A 16623-nucleotide genomic window follows, 5' to 3' on the forward strand; every position below is an offset into this window, starting at 1 on the left:
TCGCTCCCACAGGAGTGTGCGTTCCAGTGTAGGAGCGGGCCTGCTCGCGAAAGCTATCTAACGGTCAACACTCGCCTCAGGGCTTGGTCTTCTCGGCATCCGCCACCTGCGGCACTTGCGGCAACGTCGCGCCTTTGGGCCAGAGCATCCAGATCTGCCCCTGCTGTTTCATGTCCCCGGCCAGTTGCCCGGCCGCATCCCCGGTGCCCCAGAACAGATCCGCCCGAACCTCGCCGGCAATGGCGCCGCCGGTGTCCTGTGCTGCCACGGGGCGAACCAGGGCCGTGCCGTCCGGTCTGGTGGTGGACAGCCACAGCAGGCTGCCCAGCGGAATCACCTTGCGATCCACCGCCGCGCTGTAACCGGCGGTCAACGGTACGTTCAGCGAGCCGCGCGGACCTTCGTTGCTGTCCGGGTTGCGGGTGAAGAACACATAACTGGGGTTGCTGCCGAGCAGTTCGGGAATCCGCGATGGATTGGCCTTGGCCCAGGTGCTGATGGCGCCCATGGTCACGTCTTCTTTTTTCAGTTCGCCCTGTTCCACCAGCCAGCGGCCGATCGGTCGATACGGGTGGCCGTTCTGATCGGCGTAGGCAATGCGCAACTGGCGACCATTGTCGAGCTGGATACGACCCGAACCCTGGATTTGCAGGAACTGCAGGTTCATCGGATCGGTCAGCCAGGCCACGACCGGCGCATTGACCCCTTTGCTTTCGATGGCTGCCGCATCGTCGTATGGCTTGAGCACGCGACCTTCGAGTCGACCGCGCAGGCGCTTGCCCTTGAGTTCCGGGTAAATGCTGTCGAGGGCGACGATGATCATGTCCTCGGGGACGCCATAGACCGGGACATTGGCAGCGCTGGTCTGGGTCAGGCTCCCGGGATAGACCGGTTCGTAGTAGCCGGTGATCAGGCCGTTGGGGTTGTCGTTGGCGGCGCGCAGGCCATAGACATCGAGGTTCTGTTTGAGAAAACCGCGAATGTCGCTGGCGGTTTGCGGCACGTTGACAGCCGCTGCGCAGGTGCCACCCCAGACCGGATCGGCCTTGAGTCGGGTACAGGCGCTGCGCCAGGAACCGAAACCGGCGACCAGGTCGCTGTCGGACACTGCCGGCAGCGCTTCCCATGTGGCGCTGGAGTAGGTGGCCAGGGCGTGGGTTTTCGGTTGTTGGCTGTCGCCACCGGTGCAGCCTGCGAGCAGGGCCACCATCGGCAGGGTCCAGGCCAGGCTGTGACGCCATGCCTTGAAACGGCTGTTCATGGAGTGGTTCCTTTGCCGGTTGCCTGAGCGCTCCATGCACTCAAGCAACCCTTATTGATAATAGGGCTATTGGTCTTTGCCGATGAGGCGAGGATACTGGCCGCCGTTTCCCGTGACCTGAAGCCACCATGACTCTTAAAAGACTTTCTGTTGTATTGCTGGCCTGCCTGACGCTGTCCGCTTGTGGCGGTATCGACCCCAACTCGCCGCTCGGCCAGCGCAAGGCCATTTTCAAGCAGATGCTCAAGACTGGCGAAGACCTGGGCGGTATGTTGCGTGGGCGCATTGCCTTCGATGGCCCGAAGTTCGCCGAAGGTGCGGTGAAACTCGATGCGTTGTCCCGTGAGCCGTGGCAGCATTTTCCGCAAGTGCGCGAGGAGGATCACACCAGCGCCAAGAGCGATGTCTGGGAGCAACAGACACGCTTTCAGGCAATGGCCCGCGACCTTGAAAGCGCCACCGGTGAATTGGTGATCGCCAGCCAGGTCCAACCCTACAAGGCCAGCAACCTGGGGCCGGCGGTACAGAAAGTCGAAGATGCTTGCAGTGCGTGTCATAAGGCGTTTCGGGATCATTGATTCGGCGCTACGCATGACCTGTGGCGAGGGGGCTTGCCCCCGTTCGACGGCGTAGCCGTCGTTTGTTTGAACTGTCAGGTATATCTGACTGAGTTCGGTTCAGCGATTTTGGGACTGCTTCGCAGTCCAACGGGGGCAAGCCCCCTCGCCACAAAAAAACTGCTGCGTTACTTATCCAACTCATCGAGTGCGTTCTGCAATTCCTTGCGGGCATCGGCGAGTTTGTCTTTGCGCTTGTTGATCTTGTCGGGATCGCCTTTGCTCATGGCCTTGTCGAGGTCTGCCTGACGCTTGCTGACTTCGTGCTTGGCGTCGAGCACCTTGTTTTCCCGTTCCTTCTTCAGCGAGGCGTCGGTGCAGTTCGCTTCGACTTCGCTCAAGGCCTTTTCCAGGCCTGCCTGCTGGTCGGCGTTGCCGCGGACCTTGGCCAATTCGATCTGGTTGACGATGCCTTGCTTCTTGGCGGCGCAACCGGTCAGCCCCGGCGCTTCCTCGTCCGCCATCAACGGGGTGGCCAGCACGCTGCAAAGGGTCAACAGGGCGAGCGGTGAAAGAAATTTCATAAAAGCTCCATGTAGGAAAGCAAGCAGACCACTGTGGCAATGGCTGTTGGAGCCCAGCGGTCCCTTGTGGTTCCCGCTGGGCGCAGGGCCGACAACTAAAAGCCGTCAATCCCCGCATCACGTAACGTTTCACTCAAGCCCAGTACCTGCGGATCGCGGAAAAAAGCGCTCAGTTGCGCCGCGCGCCCTGGCCCGATATCGGCCTCGGCCCGCCATTGTTCTATGTCTCGCTGCGCCAGTACCAGCCATGAATCGCCGAGATGCGCCTGACCTGTCGGCGGCAATCCCAAGGCTTTCAGCCAGTGCTTGAACGGGCGTTGCCGGGCTCGGTTGAAGCTGTCCGCAAGACGAGCCGCGCTGCGCTCGCCGAAACCGTCAATGGTAGCAAGCTCTTGGGCATCGAGGGTCAACCAATCCAGCAGACCGTTCAGCCGACCTGTTGCAAGAAGTTTTTCCCAGGTGCCCGGACCCACATTGGGCAGCGCCAGGCCTTGTTTGCTGCTGAGCCAGGTCAGGCGCGCGAGAAACTGGCTCTCACAGCCCGGAGTCGGTTGCCAGCAACTCAATGAATGAAAGTCCTCTGCCCGCGGCGCGTTCAATTCGGCGCGTTCGCTGCTGCGCAATACAACCCTATCGAGCCTGGGAATGGTCAGCCCGGCCAGGCTGATGGCGACCTGGTCACCCGGGCGGATGTCCAGCGTCTGCCAGCGTTGCAACGAACCGACGCTGACGTGCTTGATCTGCCGGTCATCGAGCTTTACCGGGGTCAGTTCAAGAACCGGAGTGATCCGCCCGGTCCGGCCGATTTTGAAGTGAACCTGGCGGACTTCGGCCAGTGTCTGGGCGAAGGGGTATTTCCAGGCGATGGCCCAGTAGGGTGACCTGGCCTGCCAGCGTTCGGCGGCTGGGCGCTGATTCTGGCGCAGGACGATGCCGTCGCTGGCAAAGGGCAAGGGGGAACGATACCAGTGCTCGCGCCAGCGTTCGGCATCAATGACGGAGGCGATGGGCTGGCTGTATGCCGTGGTACTCGGGAAGCCCAGCGCAGTCAGCACCGCGGCACGCTCGGGTACGCTCGCCGGTCCTTGGGGCCAGTCCCAGACAAACAGGTCGATGCCGGCGGCCTGTTCGGCGCTCAAGACCTTGCGTGCCATCAGACCGGCCACCGAGCCACGAGCATTGAGGCTACCGGCCCGGGCCTGCACGTGATCGGTCAGGCGCCAATACAGTTCGCCTTGCACGATCAAGTCCCGGGCATGCGATAGCTGTTGCGGGATGGCCGGGATCTGCCGTGCAGGTACCGTCCAGTCCTGGCCGCTTTGGCCGTCGCCGCGGCTGATTGCCTGGGCCAACAGGCCGCTGCGGTAAACCAGGGTCACCGCCACGCCATCGATTTTAGGCTGGACCCAGACGTCCACCCGGTCACGCAGCCATTTTTCCACGGCGGGCTGATCGTGCAGTTTGTTCAGGCCGGTGTGGGCGATGGGGTGGGGCAGCGTACCGCGCGCAGTGCGCAAGGGGTCTGCGGGCGGGCTCAGGTTAAAGCAGTGGCGCCATTGGGTGAGTCGCGCGCGGGACTGGTCGTAGAGTTCATCGGCGACCAGTGAGCGTCCCTGGCGGTGATAGTTGTCGTCCCAGAGGTCGATTTGTTGTTGCAGTTTGCCGACTTCGTTCCGGGCGCGTTCGGCTGGCCATTCCGGGCACTCGGCGGCGCTGGCGGTCAGGTAGGCAAAGGTCAGTAGAGCGGCGAAAAACAGGCGCAGGTCGGGAAGCATCTTGAGCGTCCTTGCTCGGTGAGGTGCGTGAAGGCTAGGTCAGTATCAGTTGGCGCAGCGAGGGGGTGTTTTGCCGGGTATTTCTGGTGGTTGTGCTGGCCTCATCGCGAGCAAGCTCGCTCCCACAGGGAATTGCGTTTGCCCACGGGTCTTTGTCACACCAAAGATCAACTGTGGGAGCGAGCCTGCTCGCGAAGGCGGCCACGCGGTCTCAAGCGCAAGGCAATAAAAAACCCCGCAGGGCGCGAACCGTGCGGGGCTTCGGGTGCTGCGGGGGAATCTTACAGGCCGGCAGCAGAACGCAGGGCGTCGGCGCGGTCGGTTTTTTCCCAGGTGAACGTGGTGAAGGTGTCGTCACCAACGGTCTTGGTCGCCGGGGTGCGACCGAAGTGGCCGTACGCAGCGGTTTCCTGATACATCGGGTGCAGCAGGTCGAGCATGGTGGTGATCGCGTATGGACGCAGGTCGAACACTTCGCGGACCAGTTTGACGATCTTGTCATCGCTGATCTTGCCGGTGCCGAAGGTGTTCAGCGAGATCGAAGTCGGCTGGGCAACACCGATGGCGTAGGACACCTGAATCTCGCAACGCTCGGCCAGGCCGGCGGCAACGATGTTCTTGGCCACGTAACGACCGGCGTAGGCCGCCGAACGGTCAACCTTCGATGGATCTTTACCGGAGAACGCGCCACCGCCGTGACGGGCCATGCCGCCGTAGCTGTCGACGATGATCTTGCGACCGGTCAGACCGCAGTCACCCACTGGGCCGCCGATGATGAACTGGCCGGTCGGGTTGATGTGGAACTGGGTGTCCTTGCTCAGCAGTTCGGCAGGCAGCACGTGCTTGACGATCAGCTCCATCACGCCTTCGCGCAGGTCGTTGTACGACACTTCCGGGTTGTGCTGGGTCGACAGAACGACGGCGTCGATACCGACAACCTTGCCGTTTTCGTAACGGCAGGTCACTTGCGACTTGGCGTCCGGGCGCAGCCAAGGCAGCAGGCCGGATTTACGGGCTTCAGCCTGGCGCTGCACCAGTTGGTGCGAGAAGGTGATCGGTGCAGGCATCAGCACGTCGGTTTCATTGCTGGCGTAGCCGAACATCAGGCCCTGGTCGCCGGCGCCCTGATCTTCAGGCTTGGCACGGTCGACACCCTGGTTGATGTCAGGGGACTGCTTGCCGATGATGTTCATCACGCCGCAGGTCGCGCCGTCGAAGCCGACGTCGGAGCTGGTGTAGCCGATGTTGGTGATCACGTCACGAACGATCTGCTCCAGATCAACCCAGGCGGAAGTGGTGACTTCGCCGGCGATGATCGCCACGCCCGTTTTCACCAGAGTCTCGCACGCCACACGGGCGAACTTGTCTTCAGCAATGATGGCGTCCAGCACCGCATCAGAAATCTGGTCGGCGATTTTGTCCGGATGCCCTTCAGACACGGACTCGGAGGTGAAAAGGGAGTATTCGCTCATCTCGATGTTTTCCTGAAATTACCGATGGTGAGTGTCGCCAGCCGGTCGCTGAAAATGGCGGACCTGGATCTGGAAACCATTACGTAAGCCTACATAGAGGCTTTCCCCGGGAACGAGTCCCGCAGCGGTGGCCCAACGGGCCAGATCGTCCTGTTCAAACCCCAGCCAGAGATCACCGCAGGCCTCCTTGGCCCAACTCTGGTTGTGGCTACATAACTCTGTCACTAACAGGCTACCGCCTGGTTGCAGCAAATGGGCCATGTGCTTGAGCGCATCGGCCGGTGCGGCAAAATGGTGCAGCACCATGTTCAGTACCACGCAATCGGCCTTGAGGCTGACGCCGTTCAATGCATCGGCCAGTTGCAGGCTAACGTTAGTCAGCTTGTCGCGTTCGCAGACCTGGCGCGCCAGTTCGAGCATCGCACTGCTGTTATCCAGCGCCGTGACTTGCGCGAAGCGGCGCGCCAGGTCCGGCAGGAATGCGCCATCGCCGGGGCCGACTTCAATGGCCGTGGCGTCTTTGTCGAAGCTCAGCTTGTCGAGCAGGGCCACCACGCTTTCGCGGTATTGCGGCAGGCCGGCGATCAAGTCTTGCTGGGCGCGAAACTTCTCCGCAACCCTTGAGAAAAAATCCTGGCTGGCCGCCGCACGTTGCCCATGGACCTGGGTGATGCGCGACTGTACGTCGGTCGGCAGCGTCAGGTTGTCCACTTCTTCGAGCAATGCTGCGTGCAGTTTGCCGCCCAGCAGTTCGGTGTGGGGCAGCGCGCGACGGTAGAAAATCGCGTTGCCTTCGCGGCGCGTTGCCACCAGGTCGGCCTGTGCCAGTACCTTGAGGTGGTGGCTCATGCCTGACTGGCCGATGCCGAAGATCTGCGCCAGTTCCAGTACGCCGAACGAGTCATTGGCCAGTGCGCGCAAGACATTCAACCGCAGGGGATCGCCGCCAGCCTTGCACAAGGCCGCCAGCTCATCGCAATCGTCATGTTGAATGGAGGGCACGCGTAAATTCATAAGGCCGGCAGTCTAGTCACGGGTCGAAGGTATCGCAAGAGCAATATCAAAAAGTTTTGATATTGCTCGATAGATGGCACTTCTCGACGTTAGCTTTTGTCAACAATCGGACGGCGGAAAGGTTTCACCAGGCGAATACGTCGTTATCCATTGGAAAAACGCCTTCAGATGACTATCTGTCATTGCCCCGAGGCGGCCCGGTGAGGGAAAATGCTCGCCTTTTTTCCGTTTCGTTTTAATCAAGCCCCCAGGAGAACAGCGATGCCTAGCCGTCGTGAGCGTGCCAACGCCATTCGTGCCCTCAGCATGGATGCCGTGCAAAAAGCCAACAGCGGCCATCCCGGTGCCCCTATGGGTATGGCAGATATCGCCGAAGTGCTTTGGCGCGACTACCTCAAGCACAACCCGAGCAATCCTTCGTTTGCCGACCGTGACCGCTTCGTGCTGTCCAACGGCCACGGCTCGATGCTGATCTACTCGCTGCTGCACCTGACCGGCTACGACCTGTCGATCGATGACCTCAAGCAGTTCCGTCAACTGCACAGCCGCACCCCGGGCCACCCGGAACTCGGCTACACCCCGGGCGTAGAAACCACCACCGGTCCACTGGGCCAGGGCCTGGCCAACGCCGTGGGTTTTGCCCTGGCTGAAAAAGTCATGGCGGCGCAGTTCAACCGTCCTGGCCACAACATCGTCGATCACCACACCTATGTGTTCCTGGGTGATGGCTGCATGATGGAAGGCATTTCCCACGAAGTCGCTTCCCTGGCCGGTACCCTGGGCCTGGGCAAGCTGATCGCCTTCTACGATGACAACGGCATCTCCATCGATGGCGAAGTCGAAGGCTGGTTCACCGACGACACCCCGAAGCGTTTTGAGTCCTACAACTGGCAAGTGATCCGCAATGTCGACGGTCACGACCCGGAAGAGATCAAGACGGCGATCGACACTGCACGTAAAAGCGAGCAGCCAACCCTGATCTGCTGCAAGACCACCATCGGTTTCGGTTCTCCGAACAAGCAAGGCAAGGAAGATTGCCACGGCGCCCCGCTGGGTGACGCGGAAATCGCCCTGACCCGTGCGGCGCTGAAATGGAATCACGGCCCGTTCGAAATCCCGGCCGATATCTATGCCGAGTGGGACGCCAAGGAAGCCGGTCGCGCTGTTGAAGCCGAGTGGGACCAGCGTTTCTCTGCTTACTCCGCCGCGTTCCCGACTGAAGCCAACGAACTGGTGCGTCGTCTGAGCGGTGACCTGCCAGCTGACTTCAGCGAAAAAGCCTCGGCCTATATCGCCGAAGTGGCGGCCAAGGGCGAAACCATCGCCAGCCGTAAAGCCAGCCAGAACGCCCTGAATGCGTTCGGCCCGTTGCTGCCTGAGTTCCTCGGCGGTTCGGCTGACCTGGCCGGTTCCAACCTGACTCTGTGGAAAGGCTGCAAAGGCGTTACCGCCGAAGACGCCAGCGGCAACTACATGTACTACGGCGTGCGTGAATTCGGCATGACGGCGATCATGAACGGTGTGGCGCTGCACGGCGGCCTGGTGCCTTACGGCGCGACCTTCCTGATGTTCATGGAATACGCGCGTAACGCGGTGCGCATGTCGGCCCTGATGAAGCAGCGGGTGATCCACGTCTACACCCACGACTCCATCGGTCTGGGCGAAGACGGCCCGACTCACCAGCCAATCGAGCAACTGGCCAGCCTGCGCTGCACGCCGAACCTCGATACCTGGCGCCCAGCCGACGCCGTTGAATCGGCGGTGAGCTGGAAGTGCGCATTGGAGCGCAAGGACGGTCCTTCGGCCCTGATCTTCTCGCGTCAGAACCTGCAGCACCAAACCCGCAATGCGATTCAGATCGAAGAGATCGCGCGTGGCGGTTACGTGTTGAAGGACTGCGCAGGCGAGCCTGAGCTGATCCTGATCGCCACCGGCTCGGAAGTCGGCCTGGCCGTTCAGGCCTTCGACAAACTGACCGAGCAGGGCCGCAAGGTGCGTGTGGTTTCCATGCCGTGCACCAGCGTGTTCGATGCCCAGGACGCCGGCTACAAGCAATCGGTCCTGCCGTTGCAGGTCAGCGCCCGTATCGCCATCGAAGCTTCCCACGCGGACTACTGGTACAAGTACGTGGGCCTGGAAGGCCGCGTGATCGGCATGACCACCTACGGCGAGTCGGCGCCTGCGCCGGCCTTGTTCGAAGAGTTCGGCTTCACCCTGGAAAACATCCTGGGTCAGGCTGAAGAGCTGCTGGAAGACTAAGCACGACGCGGTGGTTTCTGACCACCGCGAACCCCCTGTAGGAGCGAGCTCGCTCGCGATGGTCATTAACGATAACGCTGGATGCCTGAATGCCCGCGTTGTCTGGGCCACCATCGCGAGCAAGCTCGCTCCTACAGGGGGGTTGTGTTGTTAACGAGAATTCGTTTGCCTGCGTCTATCGAGAACCCCATGCCTCAACCGCGTCCCTACAAAGTTGCACTCAACGGCTACGGCCGGATTGGTCGTTGCGTCTTGCGTGCGTTGTTCGAGCGAGGCGAAAAGGCCGGGTTCGAGATTGTCGCGATCAACGATCTGGCGGATATGGCCAGTATCGAATACCTGACACGCTTTGACTCCACCCATGGCCGGTTCCCCGGTGAAGTGAAGGTCGAAGGCGATTGTCTGCATATTAATGGCGACTGCGTGAAGGTCCTGCGCAGTGCCACCCCCGAAGGCATCGATTGGGCGTCCCTGGGCGTCGATCTGGTGCTGGAGTGCTCCGGCGCTTATCACACTCGCGAAGACGGCCAGCGTTTCCTCGACGCCGGCGCCCCGCGTGTGTTGTTTTCCCAGCCGATGGCCAGCGAGACGGACGTTGACGCGACCATCGTCTACGGCGTGAACCAGGACTGCCTGACCGGCGACGAATTGCTGGTGTCCAACGCGTCCTGCACCACCAACTGCGGCGTGCCGCTGTTGCGCCTGCTGAATCAGGCCATTGGTCTGGACTACGTGTCGATCACCACCATTCACTCGGCGATGAACGATCAGCCGGTCATCGATGCCTATCACCACGAAGACCTGCGCCGTACCCGTTCGGCGTTCCAGTCGGTGATTCCGGTGTCCACCGGTCTGGCACGAGGTATCGAACGCCTGCTGCCGGAACTTGCCGGACGAATTCAGGCCAAAGCCGTGCGGGTGCCGACGGTCAACGTGTCCTGCCTCGATATCACGATGCAGACCGCCACCGCGACCGACGCCACCGAGGTCAACCGGATCCTGCGCGAAGCCGCCACCAGCGGCCCGCTCAAAGGCCTGCTGGCCTACACCGAGCTACCCCACGCAAGCTGTGATTTCAACCATGACCCACATTCGGCGATCGTCGATGCCAGTCAGACCCGCGTTTCCGGCCCTCGGCTGGTGAACATCCTGGCCTGGTTCGACAATGAATGGGGTTTTGCCAACCGAATGCTGGACGTTGCAGAACACTATCTGCAAACAGCAACTTCAAAAAAACCGTAGGAAGTGCGACCCATGACCGTGTTGAAGATGTCCGACCTCGATCTGCAAGGTAAGCGCGTATTGATCCGCGAAGACCTCAACGTTCCAGTCAAGGACGGTGTTGTCACCAGCGATGCGCGTATCCTGGCCTCGCTGCCGACCATCAAGCTGGCCCTGGAAAAAGGCGCGGCCGTGATGGTCTGCTCGCACCTTGGCCGTCCGACCGAAGGCGAGTTCTCGGCCGAGAACAGCCTCAAGCCAGTCGCCGACTACCTGAGCCGTGCTCTGGGTCGTGAAGTGCCGCTGGTGGCCGATTATCTGGGCGGTGTTGACGTGAAAGCGGGCGACATCGTGCTGTTCGAAAACGTGCGCTTCAACAAAGGCGAGAAAAAGAACGCTGACGAACTGGCCCAGCAATACGCCGCCCTGTGCGACGTGTTCGTGATGGACGCCTTCGGTACCGCTCACCGTGCCGAGGGTTCGACCCACGGCGTGGCCAAGTTCGCCAAAGTCGCTGCTGCCGGCCCGCTGCTGGCCGCTGAACTGGAGGCACTGGGCAAAGCCCTGGGTGCCCCGGCCCAGCCGATGGCGGCTATTGTTGCCGGCTCCAAGGTGTCGACCAAACTCGACGTGCTGAACAGCCTGAGCCAGATCTGCAACCAGTTGATCGTCGGTGGCGGCATCGCCAACACCTTCCTGGCCGCTGCCGGTCACCCGGTCGGTAAATCCCTGTACGAGCCGGACCTGCTGGACACCGCTCGCGCCATCGCCGCCAAGGTCAGCGTACCGCTGCCAGTGGACGTAGTGGTTGCCAAGGAATTCGCGGAAAGCGCCGCTGCGACCGTCAAGCTGATCGCTGACGTCGCTGCCGACGACATGATCCTGGACATCGGTCCGCAGACCGCGGCGAATTTCGCCGAGCTGCTGAAGTCGTCCAAGACTATCCTGTGGAACGGTCCGGTCGGCGTGTTCGAATTCGATCAGTTCGGCAATGGCACCAAGGTGCTGGCCCAGGCCATCGCGGACAGCGCGGCGTTCTCCATTGCCGGCGGTGGCGACACCCTCGCGGCCATCGACAAGTATGGCGTGGCAGAGCAGATCTCCTACATTTCTACCGGTGGCGGTGCGTTCCTCGAATTCGTCGAAGGCAAGGTCCTGCCAGCCGTTGAAGTCCTGGAAAGCCGGGCCAAGGCCTGAGGGTCGCCCGTTTGACCAGGCAAGGGAGTGTTGACATGGTCAAGACGTTAGCGCTGTTGATCGTCGCGGGTTCACTGGCGGCTTGCGGGAGCAACCCGAAAGCCACGCCGGAACCCGAGGCGCCTGCGTCGCGCAACGGCTGTTATCAGGCCGACTGGCAGGCGGAAACCAACCCGGTGCTCAACAAGCGCTCCGGGCCCGAGGGCCTGGACAAATACGAGACCCGGGCACCCGCCAAGGAACATGGCTGCCCTTGACGGGTCTGACTCTTTACTCAGGGCTGGCGGCGTGTGCCGTCAGTCGAGGGACATGGATGAAAGGTTTTATCGCCGTTACGGCGCTGGCGCTGTTGGCTGGTTGTGCTCAGTTGAACCCGTTCCAGTCGTCCGCGCCTGTGGATAACTGGACCACCTGGACCTGCGACAGCCAGGCCAAAGTGCTGTGGCGCTACACCGACGACAGCCTTAGGGAAGTCGACGTGCGTCTGGGCGGTGCCGATCAGGTCTACCGCTTGAAACAGGAGCCGGGTGCATCGGGTTCGCTGTACAGCAATGACATGCTGGCGTTTCACATAAAAGGTGAGGAAGGCCTGGTTTACTGGGTCGCCACCAATGATTTGATTGGGCGTGGCTGTAAGGCTGAATAATACGATTGATTTGGTATACAGAGATCCAATTGTGGGAGCGAGCTTGCTCGCGATAGTAGTATCACAGTCACATCAATGCTGAATGTGCCGCCCCCATCGCGAGCAAGCTCGCTCCCACAGGGTTTTTGTGTCGTATTTAAGATTTTGGTAACACCTGAATTCGCAGCCGGGCCCAACCCCCGATCTGCAATAACTTGAATAGCCGCCGCCGCTACGGCAGGCTGGCACGATTAACGACCCTCAACCGGGAGAGATATACACAATGGCACTTATCAGCATGCGCCAGATGCTGGACCACGCAGCCGAGTTCGGCTACGGCGTTCCAGCCTTCAACGTCAACAACCTTGAGCAGATGCGCGCCATCATGGAAGCCGCTGACAAGACTGACTCCCCGGTGATCGTCCAGGCTTCGGCCGGTGCTCGCAAATACGCCGGCGCACCGTTCCTGCGTCACCTGATCCTGGCAGCCATCGAAGAATTCCCGCACATCCCGGTGTGCATGCACCAGGACCACGGCACCAGCCCTGACGTGTGCCAGCGCTCCATCCAGCTGGGCTTCAGCTCGGTGATGATGGACGGCTCCCTGGGTGAAGACGGCAAGACCCCGACCGACTACGACTACAACGTGCGTGTGACCCAACAAACCGTAGCCATGGCTCACGCCTGCGGCGTTTCGGTAGAAGGCGAGCTGGGCTGCCTGGGTTCGCTGGAAACCGGCATGGCCGGTGAAGAAGACGGCATCGGCGCCGAAGGCGTCCTGGATCACAGCCAGATGCTGACCGACCCGGAAGAAGCCGCTGACTTCGTAAAACGCACTCAGGTGGATGCCCTGGCCATCGCCATCGGCACCAGCCACGGCGCCTACAAGTTCACCAAGCCGCCTACCGGCGACGTGCTGGCCATCGACCGTATCAAAGAAATCCACAAGCGCATTCCGAACACTCACCTGGTGATGCACGGTTCGTCTTCGGTTCCGCAAGAGTGGCTGGCGATCATCAACCAGTACGGCGGCGACATCAAGGAAACCTACGGCGTACCGGTTGAAGAAATCGTCGAAGGCATCAAGCACGGCGTGCGCAAGGTCAACATCGACACCGACCTGCGCCTGGCATCCACTGGCGCAATGCGTCGCCTGATGGCCACCAACCCGAGCGAGTTCGACCCACGTAAATTCTTCGGCGCCACCGTCACCGCCATGCGCGACGTGTGTATCGCTCGCTACGAAGCCTTCGGTACTGCCGGCAACGCTTCGAAGATCAAGGCGATCTCGCTGGAAGGCATGTATCAGCGTTACCTGAAAGGTGAGTTGAACGCCAAGGTCAACTAAGCCTGAGCGTTAAACTGCCTTCATGAAAAACCCGCCGAGAGGCGGGTTTTTTGTGGGCGATGATCCAGGATCGACGCGGTAAGTGTGGGAGCGGGCTTACTCGCGAAAGCGGTGTGTCGTTCAACATTAATGTCGTCTGACATTACGCCTTCGCGAGCAAGCCCGCTCCCACAAGATCAACAGTGCCTCGATATCAATTGTTGTGATCGATATCCAGCTTGCTGAAGGTCACTTTGCCGCCTTCAGTGGTGTACCCGGTGTTGTCCTGTACATAGACCCCGGCCTTGAAATACAGCGGTTTGTCACGCCAGGTTGTGCTGATTTGCGTATCCCATTGATAACCTGCCGCGCTGATGCCCAAGGCGCCACCGGGGCTGAGGTGAATGAGGTAGTTGAACTCCTGGTCGAGTTTCACCCCCGTCGCAACGATGATCACCCGGCCTGTATCGTCATCGGGATGCATCCGGACCTTGGCGACGATATTGCCGGTGCCTGTGCTGGTTTTGTATTGGTATTCAACCTTCACCAGAGGTTTCTGGCTTTGATAGGCATGGATCTGGCCGATGACGACTTTCCCGGAACTCGGCACCTGGTTCACTGCCAGAGTGGCATACAACAAATTGTCGGCTTCCGGGTAATACCAGTTTTTCAACGTACCGTTGCTGTAGGTTTCACGCAATTCGGTACGTGGATAAATTGCGTTTTCGGTACGGGAGCCGGTCACGGGCGTCCAGAAAAACAATGTGCCTGTGTCTGAATGGAAGTATTGATCCTTGAAACCGTCCACCAGTTTGGCGGTTTCGACGGTGTACGGCGGGCTGCCAACGGGGACGCTGAGGTTCCAGGTTGCAAGATCGATCATGTCGGTTCTTCCACTTGATTCATGCTGCACGGACGTGCCAGAAGCTCTAGCCCGCACCTTCGGGGGCGGCCTTTATAAGCGTAGCGGGAGATTTTGTTAATGCCCGTCTGACGGGTGGCTGACGTCAACATCCTGTCGAAGCGACATCTTTCCCGGTTTCCATCGCCTGAACCATCGACCGTTAGTCGGTAAAAAGACACTATGATTAAATGATGGCTTACTGACACCTTCTGCTTTTGCAGAACCGGGTCTAGAGTGAAGGCGCAGTATTTGTCCGGTTTTCACGAGAAACCGGCCTGACACCCCGCAATTAGAGAAGCAGCATGGAATGCGCGCAACCCACGCCAGTAGAAGGCGGCTCAACCCTTTTAGTCGTCGACGATTACCCCGAAAACCTGATCAGCATGCGCGCGTTGTTACAGCGCCAGGGCTGGCGGGTCATTACTGCCACCTCGGGTTTCGAGGCCCTCGGCTTGTTACTTGAGCACGATATCGACCTGGTGCTGCTGGACGTGCAGATGCCGGACATGGACGGGTATGAAGTGGCGCGCCTGATGCGCGGTAGCCAGCGGACCCGTCTGACGCCCATCATTTTCCTGACCGCCAACGAACAGTCCCAGGATGCCGTGATCAAGGGCTATGCCAGTGGTGCGGTGGATTATCTGTTCAAGCCGTTCGACCCACAGGTCTTTACGCCCAAGGTCCAGGCGTTGCTCGAGCACCAGCGTAACCGCAGGGCCTTGCAGCGCCTGAGTCATGATCTGGAAGCGGCTCGTGCCTTTAATGCGTCGGTGCTGGAAAACGCAGCCGAAGGCATTCTGGTATTGGGTGAGGACGGTCTGATTCGTTTTGCCAATCCGGCGATTTCACGGTTGCTCAATGCCCCGGTGCAGGAACTGCAAGGCAAGGAGTTTCTGGACTACCTGCAAAAACCGCATATCCCGATCTGGGCCGACTCCGAGTTGCTGGCCGGATACAAACGAGGCGAAACCCTGCGCCTGCACGATGCCCTGCTACGTACCGCGCCCGGGCAGCAAGTGCCGGTGGCCTTGTCCTGCGCGCCATTGCCCGCCGAGCAACATGCGATGGTCGTGACCGTGCTGGACATGTCGGTGGTGCGCCATCTGCATCAGCAACTGGAGTTTCAGGCGGTCACCGATCCGCTGAGCGGATTGCTCAACCGCCGGGGTTTCTACCAGACCGTAGAGAACCTGCTGTTGCGCGGTGAGCGTTCCGACAGCTCCTGGGTCCTGATGTATCTGGACCTCGACGGCTTCAAGCGAGTCAATGATTCGCTCGGGCACGATGCCGGCGATCGGGTGCTGCGCTGGGTCTCCGAACAGTTGAAGGCTTGCCTGCGGCCCTTCGACATTCTGGCGCGGATGGGCGGCGACGAGTTCACCGCGCTGCTGGATCTGGAGTTCCCCGAGCAGGCGGCGAAGATTGCCGAGAAGCTCATCGAGCGAGTGTCGATCTGTCAGCAGATCGACGGCCTCGATATCGCTCTGGGTGCCAGCATCGGCATTGCCACGTTCCCTGATTGTGGCGCCAATCTCGACGGGATGATGCGGGCGGCCGACATTGCCATGTACGAAGCCAAGCGTGCCGGCCGCCAGCAATATCGCTTCTACGATCATGAAATGAACGGCCGGGCGCGCACGCGGCTGATGCTGGAAGAAAGTGTGCGCACGGCCATCGAGAAGCGGGATTTCAATCTGGTGTATCAGCCTCAGGTTGCGATTGCCGACGGGCGGATTCGTGGCTTCGAGGCCTTGTTGCGCTGGCAGCATCCGAGCGTTGGCGATGTCCCCCCGGGGCTGTTTTTGCCATTGCTGGAGGAGGCGCGGCTGATCAGTCGCCTGGGCAGCTGGATTTACCATCGCGGCGCCGGGCAACGCAAAGCCTGGGAGTCCCTGTTTGCCGAGGACCTGGTGCTCGGCGTCAGCTTGAGCAGTACGCAGTTCGGCATGCCCAACCTGGTCACCGAGTTGCGCCAGGTGCTGGAGCGCCATGGCCTGCAACCGCGTCACCTGGAAGTCGAGGTCACGGAAGAGGCCTTGATGCGCAACCCTGAAGAAACCCGCAAGCAATTGCGCCTGCTGCACAACCTGGGCGTACGCGTGGCATTGGATGACTTCGGGGTCGGACCCTGCTCCCTGACGCACTTGCGCGACCTGGCGCTGGATACTCTGAAGATCGACCGCCATTTGATCGCCCGGTTGCCGGATTCGGCAAGGGATGCGGCGCTGGTGCGCAGTGTGATCGACCTGTGCAAGCAGTTCGGAATATTGGTGATTGCCGAAGGGGTGGAAACCGTCGCTCAGTATGAATGGCTGCAAGCCAACAGCTGTGAGTATGTGCAAGGTTTTCTGGTGGCCCGGCCGATGATGGCCGAAGACACCGGGGTCTTTGTCCAGCCGTTTGACTGGAGCGCGCTGCCCCGCTGAA

Annotated in this window: 14 protein-coding genes; 8 read left to right on the forward strand and 6 right to left on the reverse strand. The window is 60.6% G+C overall.

Features of this window, described 5'->3' with window-relative positions; genetic code table 11:
- Positions 1-76 precede the first annotated feature (76 nt).
- Positions 77-1261 (reverse strand): murein transglycosylase A, encoded by a 1185-nt coding sequence (gene mltA, locus AC1RS8_RS05190; protein ID WP_218494717.1) that lies wholly within the window; start codon positions 1259-1261, stop codon positions 77-79.
- A 128-nt stretch (positions 1262-1389) separates the two neighbouring features.
- Here mltA and AC1RS8_RS05195 point away from each other — a divergent pair, with 128 nt between their 5' ends.
- Positions 1390-1839 carry a c-type cytochrome gene (locus AC1RS8_RS05195; protein ID WP_057712959.1) on the forward strand — a complete coding sequence of 150 codons (450 nt, stop codon included), beginning with the start codon at positions 1390-1392 and terminating at the stop codon, positions 1837-1839.
- 167 nt (positions 1840-2006) lie between these two features.
- Here the strand turns inward: AC1RS8_RS05195 and AC1RS8_RS05200 are convergent, their stop codons facing one another.
- The 4 genes from AC1RS8_RS05200 to AC1RS8_RS05215 form a co-directional block, all read right to left on the reverse strand.
- Positions 2007-2402: a DUF1090 domain-containing protein gene (locus AC1RS8_RS05200; RefSeq protein ID WP_218494718.1), complete on the reverse strand. Its 396-nt coding sequence runs from the start codon at positions 2400-2402 to the stop codon at positions 2007-2009.
- 95 nt (positions 2403-2497) lie between these two features.
- Positions 2498-4177, reverse strand: coding sequence for an NAD-dependent DNA ligase LigB (ligB, locus tag AC1RS8_RS05205; protein ID WP_489339377.1), 1680 nt, complete (start codon positions 4175-4177; stop codon positions 2498-2500).
- Positions 4178-4458: 281 nt separating this feature from the next.
- Entirely contained in the window at positions 4459-5649 is a 1191-nt protein-coding gene (gene metK / locus AC1RS8_RS05210; protein ID WP_008050251.1) for a methionine adenosyltransferase, read from the reverse strand.
- A gap of 18 nt (positions 5650-5667) precedes the next feature.
- Positions 5668-6663 (reverse strand): ArsR/SmtB family transcription factor, encoded by a 996-nt coding sequence (locus tag AC1RS8_RS05215; protein ID WP_057712962.1) that lies wholly within the window; start codon positions 6661-6663, stop codon positions 5668-5670.
- Positions 6664-6924: 261 nt separating this feature from the next.
- Here AC1RS8_RS05215 and tkt point away from each other — a divergent pair, with 261 nt between their 5' ends.
- From tkt to fba, 6 genes are all read left to right on the forward strand, one after another.
- A complete protein-coding gene (gene tkt, locus AC1RS8_RS05220) occupies positions 6925-8922 on the forward strand; it encodes a transketolase (protein ID WP_057712963.1) in 1998 nt (665 codons plus the stop codon).
- A 189-nt stretch (positions 8923-9111) separates the two neighbouring features.
- Entirely contained in the window at positions 9112-10164 is a 1053-nt protein-coding gene (gene epd, locus AC1RS8_RS05225; RefSeq protein WP_057716543.1) for an erythrose-4-phosphate dehydrogenase, read from the forward strand.
- Positions 10165-10176: 12 nt separating this feature from the next.
- Positions 10177-11340: a phosphoglycerate kinase gene (locus AC1RS8_RS05230; protein ID WP_090451879.1), complete on the forward strand. Its 1164-nt coding sequence runs from the start codon at positions 10177-10179 to the stop codon at positions 11338-11340.
- Between the two features lie 35 nt (positions 11341-11375).
- The gene (locus AC1RS8_RS05235; RefSeq protein ID WP_489339375.1) at positions 11376-11597 is read left to right on the forward strand and encodes a hypothetical protein; all 222 of its coding nucleotides are present in this window, start codon (positions 11376-11378) and stop codon (positions 11595-11597) included.
- Positions 11598-11653: 56 nt separating this feature from the next.
- On the forward strand, positions 11654-11986 hold the full coding sequence (locus AC1RS8_RS05240) for an MliC family protein (RefSeq protein ID WP_090451874.1): 333 nt from the start codon (positions 11654-11656) through the stop codon (positions 11984-11986).
- 262 nt (positions 11987-12248) lie between these two features.
- Positions 12249-13313 (forward strand): class II fructose-bisphosphate aldolase, encoded by a 1065-nt coding sequence (fba, locus tag AC1RS8_RS05245; RefSeq protein ID WP_007981624.1) that lies wholly within the window; start codon positions 12249-12251, stop codon positions 13311-13313.
- 193 nt (positions 13314-13506) lie between these two features.
- Here the strand turns inward: fba and AC1RS8_RS05250 are convergent, their stop codons facing one another.
- A complete protein-coding gene (locus AC1RS8_RS05250) occupies positions 13507-14175 on the reverse strand; it encodes a polysaccharide lyase family 7 protein (RefSeq protein ID WP_057712967.1) in 669 nt (222 codons plus the stop codon).
- A 323-nt stretch (positions 14176-14498) separates the two neighbouring features.
- On the opposite strand from AC1RS8_RS05250, the gene AC1RS8_RS05255 reads away from it, so the two are divergent.
- On the forward strand, positions 14499-16622 hold the full coding sequence (locus AC1RS8_RS05255; RefSeq protein WP_489339374.1) for a putative bifunctional diguanylate cyclase/phosphodiesterase: 2124 nt from the start codon (positions 14499-14501) through the stop codon (positions 16620-16622).
- Position 16623: the final 1 nt, after the last annotated feature.

The sequence above is a fragment of the Pseudomonas sp. GW821-FHT12A04 genome (genome assembly GCF_058807755.1).